Source organism: Streptococcus mitis NCTC 12261, from assembly GCF_000148585.2.
Classification (GTDB): domain Bacteria; phylum Bacillota; class Bacilli; order Lactobacillales; family Streptococcaceae; genus Streptococcus; species Streptococcus mitis.
The window spans coordinates 944,597-962,706 of record NZ_CP028414.1 but is presented as its reverse complement, the minus strand read 5'-3'; the positions used below and the strand labels follow the sequence as shown (position 1 = coordinate 962,706).

The 18,110-nt window shown below is 37.6% G+C and carries 19 protein-coding genes and 3 pseudogenes; 18 read left to right on the top strand and 4 right to left on the bottom strand.

Features of this window, described 5'->3' with window-relative positions; translation table 11 throughout:
• Window positions 1-17: 17 nt before the first annotated feature.
• From rlmD to SM12261_RS04960, 13 genes and pseudogenes are all read left to right on the top strand, one after another.
• A pseudogene (gene rlmD / locus SM12261_RS05020) lies at window positions 18-1,389 on the top strand (23S rRNA (uracil(1939)-C(5))-methyltransferase RlmD).
• A 174-nt stretch (window positions 1,390-1,563) separates the two neighbouring features.
• Window positions 1,564-2,130, top strand: a complete 567-nt coding sequence (locus SM12261_RS05015) for a hypothetical protein (RefSeq protein WP_000234986.1) — start codon at window positions 1,564-1,566, stop codon at window positions 2,128-2,130.
• 191 nt (window positions 2,131-2,321) lie between these two features.
• Entirely contained in the window at window positions 2,322-3,005 is a 684-nt protein-coding gene (locus SM12261_RS05010) for a hypothetical protein (RefSeq protein ID WP_000269884.1), read from the top strand.
• Between the two features lie 174 nt (window positions 3,006-3,179).
• The gene (locus SM12261_RS05005; protein WP_033685117.1) at window positions 3,180-4,025 is read left to right on the top strand and encodes a hypothetical protein; all 846 of its coding nucleotides are present in this window, start codon (window positions 3,180-3,182) and stop codon (window positions 4,023-4,025) included.
• 134 nt (window positions 4,026-4,159) lie between these two features.
• Window positions 4,160-4,630: a hypothetical protein gene (locus SM12261_RS05000; RefSeq protein ID WP_000638311.1), complete on the top strand. Its 471-nt coding sequence runs from the start codon at window positions 4,160-4,162 to the stop codon at window positions 4,628-4,630.
• Between the two features lie 157 nt (window positions 4,631-4,787).
• Window positions 4,788-4,915 (top strand): annotated as a pseudogene (locus tag SM12261_RS09605) (ADP-ribosylglycohydrolase).
• Window positions 4,916-5,014: 99 nt separating this feature from the next.
• Window positions 5,015-5,632: an SAP domain-containing protein gene (locus SM12261_RS04990; RefSeq protein WP_000573124.1), complete on the top strand. Its 618-nt coding sequence runs from the start codon at window positions 5,015-5,017 to the stop codon at window positions 5,630-5,632.
• Between the two features lie 40 nt (window positions 5,633-5,672).
• Window positions 5,673-6,527 carry an ADP-ribosylglycohydrolase family protein gene (locus tag SM12261_RS04985; protein ID WP_000899996.1) on the top strand — a complete coding sequence of 285 codons (855 nt, stop codon included), beginning with the start codon at window positions 5,673-5,675 and terminating at the stop codon, window positions 6,525-6,527.
• A 109-nt stretch (window positions 6,528-6,636) separates the two neighbouring features.
• Window positions 6,637-7,518, top strand: a complete 882-nt coding sequence (locus SM12261_RS04980; RefSeq protein ID WP_000710105.1) for a diacylglycerol/lipid kinase family protein — start codon at window positions 6,637-6,639, stop codon at window positions 7,516-7,518.
• Between the two features lie 63 nt (window positions 7,519-7,581).
• The gene (locus SM12261_RS04975; protein ID WP_001086568.1) at window positions 7,582-8,085 is read left to right on the top strand and encodes a hypothetical protein; all 504 of its coding nucleotides are present in this window, start codon (window positions 7,582-7,584) and stop codon (window positions 8,083-8,085) included.
• A 161-nt stretch (window positions 8,086-8,246) separates the two neighbouring features.
• On the top strand, window positions 8,247-9,989 hold the full coding sequence (locus SM12261_RS04970; RefSeq protein WP_000423477.1) for a glycoside hydrolase family 13 protein: 1,743 nt from the start codon (window positions 8,247-8,249) through the stop codon (window positions 9,987-9,989).
• Window positions 9,990-10,108: 119 nt separating this feature from the next.
• Window positions 10,109-10,420 (top strand): hypothetical protein, encoded by a 312-nt coding sequence (locus tag SM12261_RS04965; protein ID WP_000420556.1) that lies wholly within the window; start codon window positions 10,109-10,111, stop codon window positions 10,418-10,420.
• A gap of 3 nt (window positions 10,421-10,423) precedes the next feature.
• Window positions 10,424-11,140, top strand: coding sequence for an alpha/beta fold hydrolase (locus SM12261_RS04960; protein WP_000759780.1), 717 nt, complete (start codon window positions 10,424-10,426; stop codon window positions 11,138-11,140).
• Between the two features lie 127 nt (window positions 11,141-11,267).
• On the opposite strand, the gene SM12261_RS04955 is transcribed toward SM12261_RS04960, so the two are convergent.
• From SM12261_RS04955 to SM12261_RS09680, 3 genes are read right to left on the bottom strand one after another with little or no spacing between them, the layout of a single operon-like run.
• On the bottom strand, window positions 11,268-12,083 hold the full coding sequence (locus SM12261_RS04955) for a TIGR03943 family putative permease subunit (protein ID WP_000617852.1): 816 nt from the start codon (window positions 12,081-12,083) through the stop codon (window positions 11,268-11,270).
• Window positions 12,080-12,985 (bottom strand): permease, encoded by a 906-nt coding sequence (locus SM12261_RS04950; protein WP_000123630.1) that lies wholly within the window; start codon window positions 12,983-12,985, stop codon window positions 12,080-12,082. The genes SM12261_RS04955 and SM12261_RS04950 overlap by 4 nt, the downstream gene beginning before the upstream one ends.
• Window positions 12,986-13,117 carry an SPJ_0845 family protein gene (locus SM12261_RS09680; RefSeq protein WP_004234728.1) on the bottom strand — a complete coding sequence of 44 codons (132 nt, stop codon included), beginning with the start codon at window positions 13,115-13,117 and terminating at the stop codon, window positions 12,986-12,988.
• A gap of 155 nt (window positions 13,118-13,272) precedes the next feature.
• Between SM12261_RS09680 and SM12261_RS04940 the strand changes: the two genes are divergently transcribed.
• From SM12261_RS04940 to SM12261_RS04920, 5 genes and pseudogenes are all read left to right on the top strand, one after another.
• Window positions 13,273-13,623: a PBECR3 domain-containing polyvalent protein gene (locus tag SM12261_RS04940; protein ID WP_000349514.1), complete on the top strand. Its 351-nt coding sequence runs from the start codon at window positions 13,273-13,275 to the stop codon at window positions 13,621-13,623.
• A gap of 608 nt (window positions 13,624-14,231) precedes the next feature.
• A pseudogene (locus tag SM12261_RS09755) lies at window positions 14,232-14,359 on the top strand (DUF1919 domain-containing protein); the annotation flags it as partial.
• 103 nt (window positions 14,360-14,462) lie between these two features.
• Window positions 14,463-16,592, top strand: a complete 2,130-nt coding sequence (locus tag SM12261_RS04930) for a Tex family protein (protein WP_000359160.1) — start codon at window positions 14,463-14,465, stop codon at window positions 16,590-16,592.
• A complete protein-coding gene (locus SM12261_RS04925; RefSeq protein WP_000778597.1) occupies window positions 16,579-17,028 on the top strand; it encodes a SprT family protein in 450 nt (149 codons plus the stop codon). Before SM12261_RS04930 ends, SM12261_RS04925 begins: the two co-directional genes overlap by 14 nt.
• A 58-nt stretch (window positions 17,029-17,086) precedes the next feature.
• The gene (locus tag SM12261_RS04920) at window positions 17,087-17,359 is read left to right on the top strand and encodes a PspC domain-containing protein (protein ID WP_001085044.1); all 273 of its coding nucleotides are present in this window, start codon (window positions 17,087-17,089) and stop codon (window positions 17,357-17,359) included.
• 99 nt (window positions 17,360-17,458) lie between these two features.
• Here the strand turns inward: SM12261_RS04920 and SM12261_RS04915 are convergent, their stop codons facing one another.
• Window positions 17,459-18,109: an ABC transporter ATP-binding protein gene (locus SM12261_RS04915; RefSeq protein WP_000571617.1), complete on the bottom strand. Its 651-nt coding sequence runs from the start codon at window positions 18,107-18,109 to the stop codon at window positions 17,459-17,461.
• Window position 18,110: the final 1 nt, after the last annotated feature.

Sequence of the window (18,110 nt, the reverse complement as noted above, 5' to 3'; positions counted from 1 at the left end):
ATAGAAAGATGAAGAGAATGTTAAAGAAAAATGATATTGTAGAAGTTGAAATTGTTGACTTGACCCATGAAGGGGCAGGAGTTGCCAAGGTAGATGGCTTGGTATTTTTTGTTGAGAATGCATTACCGAGTGAAAAAATTCTCATGCGAGTTCTCAAGGTTAATAAAAAGATTGGTTTTGGGAAAGTGGAAGAATACCTTGTCCAGTCACCACATCGTAATCAAGATCTAGATTTGGCTTACTTGCGTTCAGGAATCGCGGATTTAGGTCATCTTGCCTATCCAGAACAACTCAAATTTAAAACCAAAGCAAGTCAAAGACAGTCTCTACAAGATTGCTGGAATTGATGATATAGAGGTTGCTGAAACTTTGGGTATGAAAAATCCAGTCAAGTACCGCAATAAGGCGCAGGTGCCTGTTCGTCGAGTGAATGGTGTCTTGGAAACAGGATTTTTCCGTAAGAATTCCCACGATCTCATGCCTTTGGAAGATTTCTTTATCCAGGATCCTGTGATTGATGAGGTAGTAGTAGCCCTACGAGACTTGCTCCGTCGTTATGATTTGAAACCTTATGATGAAAAGGAACAAGCTGGCTTGATTCGAAACCTTGTGGTGCGTCGTGGGCACTATTCAGGACAAATCATGGTTATTTTGGTTACAACTCGTCCCAAAGTTTTTCGTGTTGACCAATTAATTGAACAATTAATCAAGCAGTTCCCAGACATCACGTCTGTTATGCAAAATGTCAACGACCAAAACACCAATGCGATTTTTGGCAAGGAATGGCGTACGCTTTATGGTCAAGACTATATTACCGACCAAATGTTGGGAACTAACTACCAAATCGCTGGACCAGCATTTTACCAAGTCAATACTGAAATGGCAGAGAAGCTCTACCAAACAGCTATTGACTTTGCTGAATTAAAAGAAGATGATGTGGTTATCGATGCTTATTCTGGTATTGGAACAATTGGCCTCTCTGTTGCGAAACATGTCAAGGAGGTCTATGGTGTTGAAGTAATTCCAGAAGCGGTTGAGAATAGCAAGAAGAATGCCCAATTAAACAATATTTCAAACGCCCACTATGTCTGTGATACAGCCGAAAATGCCATGAAAAATTGGCTTAAAGATGGAATTCAACCAAGCCTTATCCTAGTGGACCCACCAAGAAAAGGACTCACAGAAAGCTTTATCAAGGCAAGTAGCCAAACAGGAGCTGACCGCATCGCCTATATCTCTTGTAATGTCGCAACCATGGCGCGTGATATCAAACTCTACCGAGAATTGGGATACGAGTTGAATAAAGTACAGCCGGTTGATCTTTTTCCTCAAACGCATCATGTGGAGGCGGTATCACTGCTTGTACGAGTTGAAGCATCAGCGAGGTAAAAGTAGATGTTCAGCCAATGCGACGAGGTAGGACCAAAGGTCGATAAGGTGTGTTCTGGGTATAGGACTCTTTAAAGTAAGTAGGAAATATGATGAGATGATACAGAGAGCCTGAATTGGTCAGGTGACGTGCTTATTTACATTAGACTGATAATGAAAATGGAGAGATTATCGATGGTTATATTGGAATTGTACCAAAATGATTATTCTAAAGATTTAGTTGCGTTTGATTCCATAGAAGATGGGAAAGCCTTTGTAGCTCAAATCCCGGGATACACTCTGGAAACAGAAGATGGTTTTGAAGTGGAGTATTTTAATCCTAAAAACATACCGGATTATATGGAAATTATTTTTAACGGGAATATTGTTCCTTTATCTAAATTTATGTTCGGTCCTGAGGAAAATGTAGACATTATTTGGAAAGAGATTTCAAATTTATCCCTCAAAAACGATAGAGTGATCGAAGGATATTCAAAAATCGATGCATATGTTGTTAACAACGATGAAGTTAAAGCCTATGTCGAAGCGAGAGAAGTGAACTATCGCCAGGCAAAAGACTTTCTAGAAGGCAGTGGATATGAAGTAGACAGAAGCTTTTTCGGAAGTGAAGACGGCGAAGCGATTCTCTACAGAAAAAAAGGTGCCGAAGATTGGCATTTCTTGTGTCACTTAGACCCAATGTTTGTAGAGATTGAAGATGTAGAAGGATATGTTAAAGAAGAGATGGGAGAGATTCAATAGTCAACCAAAGTTCCTTGTGAGTATGTACCTTTGCTAGTAAAAGCGTCAAAACGTTGTAACGAAAGAGATTATGAAAATCTTTGAAGTTAAGACTTTTTCTTGTGTGTCTGAAAAGTCTGTGACTTGTATTCCTTAGTCACCTTATTTACAATTACCTAAATTCTATAGTTAATAAAAATTGAGAGGTTTGTATGTGGACTCAACGTAAACAGTATTTAACCCAATTTATCGAAATTTCGGACTATTTGAAAAAACACGGTTTCTTTCACGATTTTTTAATTGGATCATTCTCTTATGATAGTCAGGAAAAATCCATTTTGTTAACCATTGAGGAAGATTTTACTACAACTAATAATACCAATTCGCCTTCCCTTATTTGGGATTTAAAGTGTAAGGGAGTGCATGATTTCTTAATGGAAGATATGGATGGCCTTTCCAAGTGGTGGATCTCTGAAATACTGATGGACGACGATGATATTCAGTTTCAACTCGTCAATGGATATTTTTCATTTAAAATGGAATCTGTATCTTTAGGTATTCCTCAGGAAATAAATCAAAATTCTGTCCCTAAAGTTTCTTCTTTACATATTGACTACCTTATTCAAGAGTTTAGAGCGGGTATGAATGTTGATGAAACTTCATTTTCTTTTGAGAAGGATAATCAGGATTTTATATGCTATATTGGTTATTCAGAAAATGAGCTCTTGCCATATTGGGCGGGTCTATGTGACTTACCTGATGGTAGAAGATTTCGAACAGCTGATGAACTTTTTGAAGCAAGGATTTATGATGGTAAATCGCTAAAAGAGAGGTGGGATGAAGTTACTATTTATAGTATCAATTCTTTGCCACTTGATGATTGGTTGAGTTGTTAGCCACATTCCGTTGAGACAACTGTTTATGAACCAGAGGATGATTACGCTCTGTATGTTAATGGTGTTAAACTTGAGGGTTTTATTGATGAAGATTCTATATGTAAGACATGTGGTGCTAATCAATGTTATTTGGACGATTATGATGAATATTTTTGCCCCTATTGTAATTTATGGATGTATAAAGATTTTTGGGATAGTGATGAAACACACTATTTTAAAAAAAGACCCCTAGAACCAGAGTTGTTATGGAAACCAAGTAAAGAATTGAATTTTTGTAATGTTCGATTCTTTCCGAATGACAAAGAATATGTGTATTATTGTCCTGATGAGTCAATAGAGAAATTTGATTGGATAGAAGTTCCTGTTGGGAACAAATCTCATTTAAAAGAAGCACAAGTTACTGAAGTTTTCAAGAGACAAGCCAATAAACCGCCATTTCCTCTTGAAAAAATAAAAAAAGTAGAACGAAAACTATCTACTATAAACAAAAAAATTTTAGAAACTCAAAATAGTCTATTAAGTGAAGGAGTTATCTGCGATTTATCAGAAGCTAAAAATATAGTAAACTCAAAGCAAGCTTATGATATCCTAAAAACGCCAATCGGAAACTTTTGGTTAGAGCTTAATGGTTCCCCCATAAAAATTTCCATTGGCGCACATTATCCAAATAATGATGAAGAATACTATGTGGAAGCTTCTTATTACATAAAACCTCTCAATCCAGATTTTGAAAAGTTTAAATCGTTGACAATCTGCTCAGATATTGATTTAAGAAGTTCAAGATTAATAGATAATTTAGGTGGTGAGCATAAAGAGGGTTATAATTGGCAAGTCTATAATATTGATTTAGGTATTGTGGCTCATCCATATTCTTATCTAGAACAGGAAGTCTCTGAAACTCCCGTTGGACTTCCATATTATGTAGAATGGATTGAAAAATATAAAGAACTCTATGGATTTACAGTTGCTTGGAAGTATTTTGTATCTGATGACGATTTGTCAGTTTGGTTTAATACATAAAATTTTCATATAATTTTAATAGATAAATTAGGAGTAATTTAGCATTATATCTAAAAGTAAAATTTATTCCACTAAAAGTTGATTGACGACTTTTAAACAATTTATCCTAGCATAGTTAGGAATGGAGAGATAAGATGATATGGACTAAGGAATATTTTTCTAAAATTGAATTTATTATTCATTGTGGTTGTGAAATTTTTGGTTATTTTGAGTGTAATCTGATGAACTCTGAACTATCCTACCAAGAGTGTGGGAATACTGGAATGATCGTTTTTGAACATAGTCAGAAACTATCCGAAAAAGCCTTATCTAAACTTATGAAATATACGCTACTTATTGATTTTGAGAAATATAGAAAGGGGAATAATTCAAATAAGAATGATAAAGTTATTGGTTATAGAGATGCCTTTTCGATAACTTTCAAGGGCTATAGTCAAGATGGACAAGCTTTATTGATATATAATATGGACTATGTTTACAAGGATTGGTACAATAGACCCGTTGATAGCTTATATAGTTTTATAAGCGATACCTATTTTTCAGATTTTCAAAATAATAGATGTTTTATTGCTCAAGGGCTGATGGCTGGTGTACTTCCGTTTTAGGTATAATAGGAAGATGTAGTACATAATGGAATCAAAAAAGTTATTTAATTATAATTTGATTAGATGAATACCTATAAATTATAAAAAATTCGTTAATAGATAATTTAAAAACTATAGTTGATGGTCAAATTCCCGATATCTTACAAGGAGGAAACGGATGCTAGGAGCAATAGTTGGAGATATTGTAGGTTCAGTTTACTAATGGAACAATATCAAAACGAAGATTTTTCTTTATTTCGTGAGGATTGTTTTTTTACGGATGATATGGTAAGTCCGAATCGCTGAGTGTGTGATTGTGATCTGGTGTCCTAAGTATGAAAAATGGCAAACAGTAAAGTACTCTTTTAAGGTGAAAACCTAAACTGGTTTTAAGGAGGTGTTATATTGATAGAGAGCAGACCTGAGTTTGATAAAATCGTATCATTTGATGAGTTTAATAAATATTATTGGTATCGTGATGAACTTTCACAACTATGTAAGTCATTAGGATTAGAATATAGAGGTACTAAACAAGAACTCAATCATATTATTGAGCAGTACTTTCAGGGGAATTTTATTAAAAAATCATCAATAAAAAATAAAAAGAAACGAGTAGAAGTCGTTACCTTGGACACACCCTTGCTTGAATGTGGATTCTCCTTTAATGCACACTTTAGAGAATATTTCTCAACTTTAACAGATGTTTCGCCATTTAAATTTACTGCTGATATGGCTACAGCTTGGAGAAAAGTAAAAAGAGAAAATGATTTGAGTTTTACAATCCAAGATATGCTAAAAGTCTATTATGGAAATTCAGATTATGCCAAGTATGATCATTCGGTTTGTCAATGGAATCAATTTTTAAAGGATTTCTGTGTAGACGAAAATAGTCGTAACTACTCAAACAAGTTAAAAGTAGCTTCTATTCTTTGGAAAGAAGTTAGAAATTCAAAAGCTGAAAAAATTTATTCAAAGAATCTTTTGACTGAATATGCTGATAAAATAAAAGAGTATGGGAAGTAGAAAAATCAGTCTAAACCAATAGTTCACGAGGAGGAATCTTATGCTAGGAGCAATTATCGGAGATATTATCGGTTCTGTTTACGAATGGAACAATATCAAAACGAAGGACTTTCCTTTATTTCGGAAGGATTGCTTTTTTACAGATGACACGGTTATGACCTGTGCTGTTGCAGAGGCGATTATGAATGGGGGACAAAAAGACGACTTCATTGATGCTATGAAGAAATATGGTAGAATGTATCCTGATGCTGATTATGGTGCTCGGTTTAATGCATGGCTAAACAGCGATAACCGTGAGCCTTATAATAGCTTTGGGAATGGTTCGGCTATGCGTGTTTCTCCATGTGCTTGGACAATGGACTGTGGTTTTTGTGCGAGAACCGGAATGTGGCCATCATCTAGGGAATTTGCGAGTCTTTCTGCAGAGGTAACTCATAATCATCCAGAAGGTATCAAAGGTGCAATGGCTACAGCTGATGCTATCTTTCTGTGTCGTTATTACTTTGGAGGTTATTGCGGAGATTATGAGCAACCAATCAATGACAATCCTACAAAGTGTAAAAGACGGATTAAGGATTATATTGAGCAGGAATACGGCTACAATCTATCTCAAACTTTAGATGAAATCCGCCCTACATACCGTTTCAATGAAACGTGCCAGGATACCGTACCACAGGCCATTATTGCATTTCTAGAAAGTAGAGACTTCGAAGATGCGATAAGAAATGCCATCTCACTTGGTGGCGACAGTGATACTCTCGCTGCAATTACTGGTAGCATAGCCGAGGCGGCATACGGTATTCCTGACTGGATAAAGGATAAGGCCTTTTCTTACTTGGATGAATCCTTAAAGGATGTAGTTATACGATGGGAAAATAGAATAAAAGCGTATTAATCTCCAGTACGTCAGATTTCTCTTTTCTGTATTTTCGTAGTATAATAGGGATACGTTTAGTTTCATATAATGAGATATATATTTTTAACGAATATTAAGGAGAACATTAATGAAAAAAGCAATGGTAATTATCAACCCTACTTCTGGTGGCGAAAAGGCTTTGGATTACAAAGAAAAGCTGGAGAATAAAGCAAAAGAATACTTTGAGCACGTGGAAACCAAAATTACCGAAAAGGCGCTGGATGCAACACATTTTGCTGAAGAAGCTTCTCGTGAGCAGTACGATGCAGTGGTTGTGTTTGGTGGAGATGGGACTGTCAACGAAGTCATTTCGGGTATTGCTGAGAGAGACTACATTCCTAAGTTGGGTATTATCCCAGGCGGTACGGGTAACCTCATTACGAAACTGTTGGAAATCAATCAAGACATCGATGGCGCGATAGATGAACTGGATTTTGATTTAACCAATAAGATTGATATCGGAAAAGCGAATGACAATTATTTTGGTTATATCTTTAGTATCGGTTCTCTACCTGAGGCGATTCACAATGTTGAAATCGAGGACAAAACAAAATTCGGTATTTTAGCCTATGCTGTAAATACCATGAAGTCTGTCATGACAGATCAGGTCTTTAACATTAAGGTTGAGACAGAAAATGGAAATTATGTTGGTGAAGCTAGCCATGTGTTGGTTCTCTTGACAAATTACTTCGCTGATAAAAAAATCTTTGAAGAAAACAAAGATGGCTATGCTAATATTTTGATTCTGAAGGATGCTTCTATATTCTCCAAATTATCCGTTATTCCTGATTTACTAAAAGGGGATGTTGTCGCAAATGATAATATCGAGTATATCAAAGCTCGTAATATTAAAATTTCTTCTGATAGTGAATTGGAGTCAGATGTTGACGGTGATAAGTCAGATAACCTACCTGTAGAAATCAAAGTCCTAGCTCAGCGAGTAGAAGTATTTTCAAAACCGAAAGAGTAGAAGGTAAAAATTAGTTTATTATTCACAACGAAATTAAGTCCTATATCAACGATTGGAGGAGGAATGAATTCTCTATTTGATGAATTTCGAATAATTTGTTCTCATTTAAACCAAATCGGAATCACTCCGACGCTCATGGGGTCTTTGGGGTTTGAATACCGTTCAAATGAAGAATGGAGGCCGTCTGACATTGACATTCATGTGCCTGGTGATCCTAGAGGTTGGGAAGCGCCTGATCATCTCAGAATTTATGAGTGGGACAAGATAATGAAAGTGATGAAACACTTAGGCTATGACTTAATAGATATTCATGAGCATGAATTCAAAAAAGATGGACTGAGTGTTGAATTCGGAAGTATCGATTCTTTACCTGATTTTGCAGGAGTTTCGGAATCGGATATAGAGCTGATTCATCTCGAAAACATCACTTTTCGCGTTCCAAGTTTGGAACAGTTTTTAAGTATTTACAAGGCTTCTTCCCAAGATTCCTATCGAAATGATCACAATAACAATAAGGATTTTAAAAAAATAGAGTGGTTGCAAAGATATTTTTTAATCATCATTTGAAAAGTAGCAAGTTGTAAGACTGGCTGCTTTTTTATTTATAGAACCAAACCACTAGAATCTACGGATAAGCCTTGAAAATAAAATACGAAAGTAGTATACTAGAATCACAATTATGAAAACGTTTGCGTAAAATTGGAATTAAAACTTTAGGAGACAAATTGATGGAATTAAGTGCTATTTACCATAGGACTGAGTCGGAGTATGCCTATCTTTATAAGGATAAGAAGATTCATATTCGGATTCGAACTAAGAAAGGGGATATTGAAAGCATCAACTTGCATTATGGGGATACTTTTATCTTTATGGAGGAGTTTTATCAGGATACAAAAGAAATGTCCAAGATAACTTCTGATGGCTTATTTGATTATTGGCAGGTTGAAGTGTCCGTTGACTTTGCACGTATCCAGTATCTCTTTGAAGTCACGGATACAGAAGGTCAAAGTATTTTGTATGGTGATAAAGGGTGTGTGGACAATTCTCTAGAAAATCTTCATGCTATTGGAAATGGATTTAAGTTGCCCTATCTTCATGAGATTGATGCCTGCAAGGTTCCTGATTGGGTTTCAAATACGGTATGGTATCAGATATTTCCTGAGAGATTTGCCAATGGAAATGCTCGATTAAACCCAGAAGGAACATTAGACTGGGATTCATCAAGCACACCTAAAAGTGATGATTTCTTTGGTGGTGATTTACAGGGGATTATTGACCATCTGGATTATTTGCAAGACTTGGGGATTACTGGACTTTATCTTTGTCCTATATTTGAATCCACGAGCAATCATAAGTACAATACGACGGATTATTTTGAAATTGACCGTCATTTTGGAGACAAGGAGACCTTCCGGGAGCTGGTCGAGCAAGCTCATCAGCGTGGCATGAAAATCATGCTGGATGCGGTATTTAACCATATTGGTTCGCAATCTCCTCAATGGCAAGATGTTGTCGAAAATGGTGAGCAATCTGCTTATAAGGATTGGTTCCATATTCAACAATTCCCAGTGACAACTGAAAAGCTAGTTAATAAGAGAGACTTACCTTATCATGCTTTTGGTTTCGAGGACTATATGCCTAAACTAAATACAGCCAATCCAGAGGTCAAGGACTATCTTTTAAAGGTTGCGACTTATTGGATTGAAGAGTTTGATATCGATGCTTGGCGTTTGGATGTGGCTAATGAGATTGACCATCAGTTCTGGAAGGATTTTCGTAATGCAGTTTTAGCTAAAAAGCCTGATCTTTATATCCTAGGAGAAGTCTGGCATACGTCTCAGCCTTGGTTAAATGGAGATGAGTTCCATGCGGTCATGAATTATCCTTTATCTGATAGTATCAAGGACTATTTCTTACGAGGAATTAAGAAGATTGATCAGTTCATCGATGAAATCAATGGTCAGTCTATGTATTACAAACAGCAGATTTCAGAGGTTATGTTTAATCTCTTGGATTCGCATGATACAGAACGAATCTTGTGGACGGCAAATGAAGATGCTCAACTGGTTAAATCAGCCCTAGCCTTTCTCTTTTTACAAAAGGGAACACCCTGCATTTATTACGGAACCGAGTTAGCTTTAACCGGAGGACCAGACCCAGATTGTCGACGTTGTATGCCTTGGGAACGTGTATCAAGTGACAATGATATGCTGAATTTCATGAAGAAATTGATCCAGATTCGCAAACATGCGTCAGCAACCATTCAGCATGGCAAGTATAGCCTAAAAGAAATTAAAGCTGATGTAGTAGCCTTGGAATGGAAATACGAAGGCCGGTTCCTTAAAGCAATCTTTAACCAATCAAAAGAAGACTATATTATAGAGAAAGAAGCAGTATCACTAGCAAGCAATTGCCAAGAATTAGAGAATCAGCTTGTGATTTATCCAAATGGGTTTGTGATTTTTCATTAAAGAACAATTATGAGCGACAGGAAAGTTGTAGTATAGAGAAGACTTTACAAACAGACTATTTGTCCTCTTGCTACAAATGATATATAATTTAACATAGAGAAAATAGGAGGACTAATCGAATGGAATTAAAAGATTTTACAGAAAAAGAACAGGAAATGATTAAGAAGGGACTTACGACGTCTAAGATTAGTGACAAGGAAACTGCTGAGAAGATTCTTGCGCTAGTACCACAAGACTTGATTAAGCGAATTCCATTTTTCGTCAGAAAACATGCTACGACTCGTACGATTAAACGCATTTCAATTGAACACCCTGAACTCTACGCTGCAGCTCAAACAAGTGGTGAGATTCCGGAAAAAGAACGCGAAGAATTGCGTCAGATTATCACGACTATCTTTGAGCAAAAGATGAATAAGCATAGTATTAAGTAGAGAATGAAAAAATATTTTATTGGCGGTCTGGGAAGCAATATCTATCATAGCAAGGATTTTCTTCAAGAACTAGATTCGCAGGTTTATTTTCTAAGTCCATATGAAAAGCATCTTCGAGATGAAACAGAATTGAAATTATGGTTTAAAAATGAGATTGTAGAGGAAGAATCTATCTGTCTGATAGGTCATTCTCTTGGAGGAGATTTGGCGCGTTATCTCGCATCGGAATTTCATGAAGTGAAAAAACTGATTCTTTTGGATGGTGGCTATCTAGATTTAGATAAGATTTTAACTTTAGATGCGGAATTAGAGGAAACTAAAAACTATATCAAATCTCAAGTCGTTTCAGACTTAGCTCTTCTTATTTCTAAAGAAAAATCTGAAGCAAAGCATTGGTCAGAAAATATGGAGAAAGCCGTAAGACAGTCATATCACTGGAATTCTAAGTATAATAGATATGAGTTAGCTATAAAATATGAAAATATAGAAGCGATACTCCGCCTACGGAGGAAAATACAAGCTTTTAAGAGAGAAGTGGGAGATACCTTGTTTATCAGTCCTCGCTATCCTAATGAAGCTACATGGAGAGAGGAAGCCCTAAAAGAATTGCCAGACTATTTTGATACTATTCTTTTAGAGAACTTTGGCCATGAGCTTTATACTGAAGCCCCTAGAGAAATCGCTAGTCTAATTAATGAGTGGCTCGCTTATTCTCAATGAGCTACTTGCATTACTTAAAATGTTATAAGATTTAAATCTAAAAATCATTATTACTCATATAACAAAAAACGAACAGGCTCTTTTTCTGTCATTCAGAAGAGAACTTGTTCGTTTTTATCTTGCTTTTTTAAAACACGCGATACACATAGGGATTCTCTGGTTTATCGACTTTGGTAAAACTATCGATTTCCAAGGTTGGGAGGTTTTGTTTGAGTTCTTTATGATAGTGATTGACCAGTTTTCCTTTGGCTGTTATCCAGGTATTATTCTCATACTGACGGGTATTTCCCTTGGTCAGCAATCCATAGACACCAGAATCTGCGATACAATGGATAATGCCGAAGCGGAATAGAAATTGGCTATTGGCATGACTGGGGTCGTTATAGACAAAGCCTGTGAACTGGACTGTCTTGCCCTCAAATTCATCTGGATAGTCGTAGATGGCTTCCATGACTTCCATATAGTTTTCGTTGGTAATCTGAATGCTATCTTGGGATAAGTATTTATTCGCCGAAGTTCGCATTTCCTTTTCATAAGCTGCTTTTGAAAAATAAGAACTGGTATCTGGTTTCAAATATTGGCTTGTCGTTCCTTCACTGGTCTGAATGGCTTGATCCGTGCCTTCTGATAAAGGAAAATGGTAGCCTTTGGCAGAAACGGTCTGAGAATCCAAGCTAACAGTTGGAAAAGTTAAACCGACGACAATAGGAATGGCAAGAAGAGCAATACTAGTTCCTTTAGATAATCGGCTATTCAGATGACTGTGGGTTTTGACTTGCTTCATCCAGATATACAGCTGGACGATTGCCAAGATAAAGGAAAGCACCATGGAAATATAGGCCAGATAGGAATAGTGCATGTTGATGTACTGGTTTAATTTGCCGGACAGATGGAGATAAATAGTCAATTCAAAATAGCCAGCTAAAACTAAAAATCGAATCATAGGACGACTCCAATCAAGAGAGAATATACTAAGACAACGAGTGTCACAATCGTAATGAACTGACTGATAAATCGTGCTTTCAAGTAATTTTTCATCATGAGAATATTTTTGATATCCAGCATTGGGCCAATTACGAGAAAGGCCAAAACTGGTGCTAAGCCGAAACTCGAGAGAAGAGAAGATCCGATAAAAGCATCAGCCTCACTACAGAGAGAAAGAAGAAAGGCTAAAATCATCAAGAGCAGGATGGCAAAAAGAGGGGTTGCACTGATAGAGGTCAGAATCCGTGTCGGAACATAGACCTGTATAACAGAGGCAAAGAGACAGCCAAATACCAAATAACGCCCCGTATCAAAAAATTCATCAATGGCCTGCACAAAGACCTGAAAAACTTTTTTTGCAGAGCTCAAGTGAGAAAAATCATGCTCATGACAAGCCAACCGATCTTCTTTTTGAATCGGTTCTTGCCAGAAAAATCCTAGAAAAATCCCAAGTATCACAGCCACAACGATGGAACCCAGAGCTCGCAATAGGGCGATATGGAAGGAGTTGCCAAAGGCAGAATAGGTCGCAAAGAGAACAATGGGATTGATAACAGGTGCTGTCACAAGAAAGGGAACGGCTGTGTAACTGGGAACCTTTTTTTCCAGAAAACGATTGATAATGGGGACGATTCCACATTCACAAGAAGGGAAAAGCATCCCGACAAAGGTCCCAAAAAAGATTCTCCCCCAACGATTTCGAGGGAGAAAATGATAAACCTTTTCAGGTGTGATATAAACCTCAATCAGCCCTGAAACAATACTTCCTATCAGAACGAAGGGTAGGGCTTCAATGATTATAGAGAGAAAAATAGCCCCAGTCTGAAGCACACTAGAAGGGAGTTGTTGGAAAGCAGTCATCTAGTTTTTCTTTTCTGCTTTGGCTTTTTTCTCTTTGTCATCAGGGAAAGTGACTTGTTTCAAATCAGGGAGTTTAGCAAACTCCTCAAACATCTTGTCCAAGTCATCAGTTTTTGTAAATTTTACAGCCATAGGTGCACCTCGATTCTAAATTCTATCTCTATTATACTATTATTTTAAGGAAAAGGGAAAAGTTAAAATTGAGTATCTAACGAATAATAGAGCTTGATATATCCTGATATACACTATGATTGTGATATAATAGTTGTGGAATAACGGAGGAAATGATGGATCATGAAACAATCGGTCAGGTTACCGATGAAGTAAAAGAAATTTTTGATATTGTTCTTGAAGCGAGCGACATAAAGGTCAACAAAGACGGTTTGAGAAGCCATATGATAAAACGCCATCACAATGATGTGATTCATCATATTGAAGACCTGGAACTCATACTAAGGAACCCAGATTTCGTCGGGGTCAATCCACGAGAGAAAGACGCCAGTTTCGAATATGTAAAAAGATTTGATGATAATGTTCTTGTTTCCATCAAGTTACATAAAAGTGGAGATTTCTTTTATGTTCTGACCATGTATCGCTTACAAGATTTCAAGTTACAAAGTCGTATTAAGTCTGGGTAGATTGAGAAAGCTTGACAAAAAAATAGATAGTGCTAGAATAACATTAACGAAAGACATTTGAGGGCAGAAAGGTTCCTGCCGCACCTTGAAGAAGGTATCTGAGATGCTGGGTACACCGACCAGCCAAATGTCCGTTATTTCAAAGGAGGGGCTTAAATGCTCCTTTTTTATTTAAAATTTCAAAATAGATTATCCCCACCGCAGACTCTGTCTTGCGGTTTTTTATTTTTCAAAAACACGCATTTTGGACGATTAGAAATAGAAATCTAAATGCTATTCTTCACCACAACAATTAGGATAAATAATTTTTAACACGAGGGCTCTCCTTTCACCAAATTTGAGTCTGCCGATCCCTTGGCTATCCTTTCCTTTCACAAACGAGTCGCTTATTCAATTATAAGTTTACGTGCTCCTAGTCACAGTCAGTTGTGCTTGATGGAAAGAATGACACCTATAAAAATGCGAGGTAGTGACTATACCACTCACTTATTCACCACCCCGTGATTTGTAGTAGTGATAGGCTTTCTCGCTATTATTATAAAACAAAATAAAGAGCACAACACTTTTTCATTCTGTGTTGTGCCTTGAGTGAAACGAAAGGAATTAATTATAAAAGTTTAAAAAGTCAATGTGTTATTCCAGGTCAGGAACATCTTCCAGAACTGGCTATTATGTCTGATCCATTAAATACTTTTGATGTCATGGAGTGGTAAAAAAAGGTGGCAATGCTCTCTAAGTACAAGTTATTGCACTATAGAATATAAATCTATTCCCCACATATTGTTTTTAAATACTGTAAGAGCTAATTTGAAACGTTTAGCTTATGGTATAATAGATTCATGGATAAAAAATATGAAAAAATCTCCCAGGATTTGGGAGTGACGTTAAAGCAAATTGATACTGTTCTAAGTTTGACAGCTGAAGGGGCGACTATTCCCTTTATTGCGCGTTATCGCAAGGATATGACTGGTAGTTTGGATGAGGTGACAATTAAGGCCATTATCGACTTGGATAAAAGCCTGACAAATCTCAACGACCGTAAGGAAGCTGTCTTAGCTAAGATTCAAGAACAAGGCAAGTTGACCAAGGAATTGGAAGAAGCTATCTTAGCTGCCGAAAAATTAGCAGACGTTGAAGAACTCTATCTTCCTTACAAGGAAAAGCGTCGGACCAAGGCAACTATTGCCCGTGAAGCTGGGCTCTTTCCTCTTGCTCGCTTGATTTTGCAAAATGTAGCTGACTTAGAGAAAGAGGCTGAAAAGTTTGTCTGTGAAGGATTTGCGACTGGGAAGGAAGCCCTGTCTGGTGCAGTTGATATCTTGGTCGAAGCCTTATCGGAAGATGTGACCTTGCGTTCCATGACTTATCAGGAGGTGCTGAGACACTCCAAACTCACTTCTCAAGTTAAGGATGAAAGTCTGGATGAAAAGCAAGTTTTTCAGATTTACTATGATTTTTCTGAGACAGTTGGGAATATGCAAGGCTATCGTACCTTGGCGCTCAATCGTGGGGAGAAACTAGGGATTTTGAAGGTCGGTTTTGAACATGCGACGGACCGTATTCTAGCTTTCTTTGCAGCTCGTTTCAAGGTGAAGAATGCCTATATTGATGAAGTTGTTCAACAGTCAGTTAAGAAAAAGGTCTTGCCTGCTATCGAACGACGCATTCGGACAGAATTAACCGAAAAAGCAGAAGAAGGGGCTATCCAACTCTTTTCTGACAATCTGCGAAATCTCCTCTTGGTTGCTCCGCTGAAAGGGCGTGTGGTTCTAGGATTTGACCCTGCCTTTCGTACAGGTGCCAAGCTAGCTGTCGTGGATGCAACAGGAAAAATGCTGACAACTCAGGTCATTTATCCTGTCAAACCAGCCTCTGCTCGTCAAATCGAAGAAGCCAAGAAAGATTTGGCAGACTTGATTGGTCAATACGGCGTGGAAATTATTGCTATCGGAAATGGGACGGCCAGTCGTGAAAGCGAAGCCTTTGTGGCAGAAGTTCTTAAAGATTTTCCTGAGGTCAGCTATGTTATCGTCAATGAAAGTGGTGCTTCTGTCTATTCTGCCAGTGAACTAGCTCGTCAGGAGTTTCCAGACTTGACCGTTGAAAAACGCTCTGCTATTTCTATTGCCCGTCGCTTGCAAGATCCCCTTGCTGAATTGGTCAAAATCGATCCTAAGTCAATCGGTGTCGGTCAATATCAGCATGATGTCAGTCAAAAGAAATTGTCTGAAAGTCTGGACTTTGTCGTCGATACCGTGGTGAACCAAGTCGGTGTCAATGTCAATACAGCCAGCCCAGCTCTTCTTTCCCATGTCGCTGGACTCAACAAAACTATTTCTGAAAATATTGTCAAATACCGTGAGGAAGAAGGAAAAATCACTTCACGCGCTCAAATCAAGAAGGTTCCTCGTCTGGGAGCCAAGGCTTTTGAGCAGGCTGCTGGTTTCCTCCGTATCCCAGAAAGTAGCAATATCCTTGATAATACAGGAGTTCACCCAGAAAATTACGCTGCTGTCAAGGAACTTTTCAAACGCTTGGATATCAAAGACTTGAACGAAGAAGCCCAAAGCAAACTCAAGTCCCTATCAGTCAAAGATATGGCGCAAGAGCTAGACCTTGGTCCTGAAACCCTTAAAGATATCATTGCCGACCTTCTCAAACCAGGTCGAGATTTCCGTGATTCCTTTGATGCACCTGTGCTTCGCCAAGATGTCCTAGATATCAAGGATTTAGTGGTTGGTCAGAAGCTAGAAGGTGTTGTGCGTAACGTCGTTGACTTCGGTGCCTTCGTTGACATAGGGATTCACGAGGACGGCTTGATTCATATTTCCCATATGAGTCGCAAATTTATCAAACACCCAAGCCAAGTGGTGTCCGTTGGTGATTTGGTGACCGTTTGGGTCAAGAAAATCGATACTGAACGTGAAAAAGTCAATCTGTCGCTCCTCGCTCCAAATGAAACTGACTGATTACGTTAAGCAGGTTTCACTAGAAGACTTCGGCAGACCTTTTATCCATCATGTCCAGTGGAATTCTCGTCTACGTTCGACAGGTGGGCGATTTTTCCCCAAAGATGGGCATTTGGATTTTAATCCCAAGGTTTATCAGGAATTGGGGTTGGATGTTTTTAGGAAAATTGTCCGACATGAACTCTGTCATTATCACCTCTATTTTCAAGGGAAGGGCTATCAACACAAGGATAAGGATTTTAAGGAACTGTTGAAAGCAGTGGATGGATTACGCTTTGTACCAACCTTGCCAAATAGCCACTCTAAACCACTCAAGCTCTATCGTTGTCAATCCTGCCAGCAAGCTTATCATCGCAAGCGAAGGATTAATACCAAACGCTATCGCTGTGGACTTTGTCGAGGTAAATTGCTTCTGATAAATCAGCCTGAGGACTGATGAAAGCCGAGCCTACCTGTGATATACTATGTTTAACATAGCAGAAAGAGGAAATATCATGAACAGTAAATTTTATAAAATGAGACGAAATCGCATGATTTCAGGAGTTTTGGCAGGTCTGTCAGACAAGTGGAATTTTGATGTTACCCTTGTTCGTTTTCTATTTGCTATTTTTACAGTCGCAAACTTTGGACTTGGCGTGATTATCTATATCATCCTAGCTTCTATCATGCCTACCAAGGAAGAAATCGAAGCAGAAATGTACGGAACAGGCCCACGTAAACGCAAAGAAGCTCAAGCCATTGACGATAATGAAGGCTGGTTTTGGTGAGGTTTAACAGGAAATATTTATTATTTGCACTATTTAAAAGAAGTGACATAAATGACTGAAAATCCCTTGTTGCTATTTAGCGACAAGGGATTTTGGTATTTAATTATAATCTGTTTCGTCTTTAGAAAGACGAATTACCTGATCAGCCATTTTCCAAATACTAGGATTGTGAGTTGCGATGATAATTGTTCTATTTGCATTACGAAGTTCAAGGAGAATTTCCATAATTTCCTTAGAATTTTTAGGATCTAGTGAGGCGGTTGGTTCATCAGCTAGAATTAAAGGAGGATTTTTTAGGATAATCTTGGCAAGTGCTACGCGTTGAGCTTCACCACCAGATAATTCATAGATTTTTTGGTTGAGACTTAGATAATCCAGTCTTACAGCTTGCAGTGCTTGAAGAAGAAGTCTCTCTTTTTCTTGTTTCTTGTTCTTTTTTTTACCAATCATTCCCAGCTCAAGGTTTTCTCGAATGGTCTGACTTTCTAATAGTCCAAAGTTCTGGAAGAGATAGCCAAGTTCGTTACGATAAAATTCCTCATTTTTTACTGAAGTCAAAGGATTTCCTTTGTAAAATATTTCCCCTTTATCGAAAGTCTCTAGTTTTGCTAGCATATTCAGCAAAGTGGTTTTGCCACAACCACTATCTCCTATCAAAGCATACACCATACCACTTTGAAAATTAAGACTCAAGTCTGAAAAAATGACACGAGAACCAAATTGTTTCCAAATATGTTGTAATTCAATCATA

Excerpts from the sequence above, each read along its gene's own strand:
- SM12261_RS05015 (WP_000234986.1), top strand. The coding sequence starts at position 1,564 with ATGGTTATATTGGAATTGTACCAAAATGATTATTCTAAAGATTTAGTT.
- SM12261_RS05010 (WP_000269884.1), top strand. The coding sequence starts at position 2,322 with ATGTGGACTCAACGTAAACAGTATTTAACCCAATTTATCGAAATTTCG.
- SM12261_RS05005 (WP_033685117.1), top strand. The coding sequence starts at position 3,180 with ATGTATAAAGATTTTTGGGATAGTGATGAAACACACTATTTTAAAAAA.
- SM12261_RS05000 (WP_000638311.1), top strand. The coding sequence starts at position 4,160 with ATGATATGGACTAAGGAATATTTTTCTAAAATTGAATTTATTATTCAT.
- SM12261_RS04985 (WP_000899996.1), top strand. The coding sequence starts at position 5,673 with ATGCTAGGAGCAATTATCGGAGATATTATCGGTTCTGTTTACGAATGG.
- SM12261_RS04980 (WP_000710105.1), top strand. The coding sequence starts at position 6,637 with ATGAAAAAAGCAATGGTAATTATCAACCCTACTTCTGGTGGCGAAAAG.
- SM12261_RS04975 (WP_001086568.1), top strand. The coding sequence starts at position 7,582 with ATGAATTCTCTATTTGATGAATTTCGAATAATTTGTTCTCATTTAAAC.
- SM12261_RS04970 (WP_000423477.1), top strand. The coding sequence starts at position 8,247 with ATGGAATTAAGTGCTATTTACCATAGGACTGAGTCGGAGTATGCCTAT.
- SM12261_RS04965 (WP_000420556.1), top strand. The coding sequence starts at position 10,109 with ATGGAATTAAAAGATTTTACAGAAAAAGAACAGGAAATGATTAAGAAG.
- SM12261_RS04960 (WP_000759780.1), top strand. The coding sequence starts at position 10,424 with ATGAAAAAATATTTTATTGGCGGTCTGGGAAGCAATATCTATCATAGC.
- SM12261_RS04955 (WP_000617852.1), bottom strand. The coding sequence starts at position 12,083 with ATGATTCGATTTTTAGTTTTAGCTGGCTATTTTGAATTGACTATTTAT.
- SM12261_RS04950 (WP_000123630.1), bottom strand. The coding sequence starts at position 12,985 with ATGACTGCTTTCCAACAACTCCCTTCTAGTGTGCTTCAGACTGGGGCT.
- SM12261_RS09680 (WP_004234728.1), bottom strand. The coding sequence starts at position 13,117 with ATGGCTGTAAAATTTACAAAAACTGATGACTTGGACAAGATGTTTGAG.
- SM12261_RS04940 (WP_000349514.1), top strand. The coding sequence starts at position 13,273 with ATGGATCATGAAACAATCGGTCAGGTTACCGATGAAGTAAAAGAAATT.
- SM12261_RS04930 (WP_000359160.1), top strand. The coding sequence starts at position 14,463 with ATGGATAAAAAATATGAAAAAATCTCCCAGGATTTGGGAGTGACGTTA.
- SM12261_RS04925 (WP_000778597.1), top strand. The coding sequence starts at position 16,579 with ATGAAACTGACTGATTACGTTAAGCAGGTTTCACTAGAAGACTTCGGC.
- SM12261_RS04920 (WP_001085044.1), top strand. The coding sequence starts at position 17,087 with ATGAACAGTAAATTTTATAAAATGAGACGAAATCGCATGATTTCAGGA.
- SM12261_RS04915 (WP_000571617.1), bottom strand. The coding sequence starts at position 18,109 with ATGATTGAATTACAACATATTTGGAAACAATTTGGTTCTCGTGTCATT.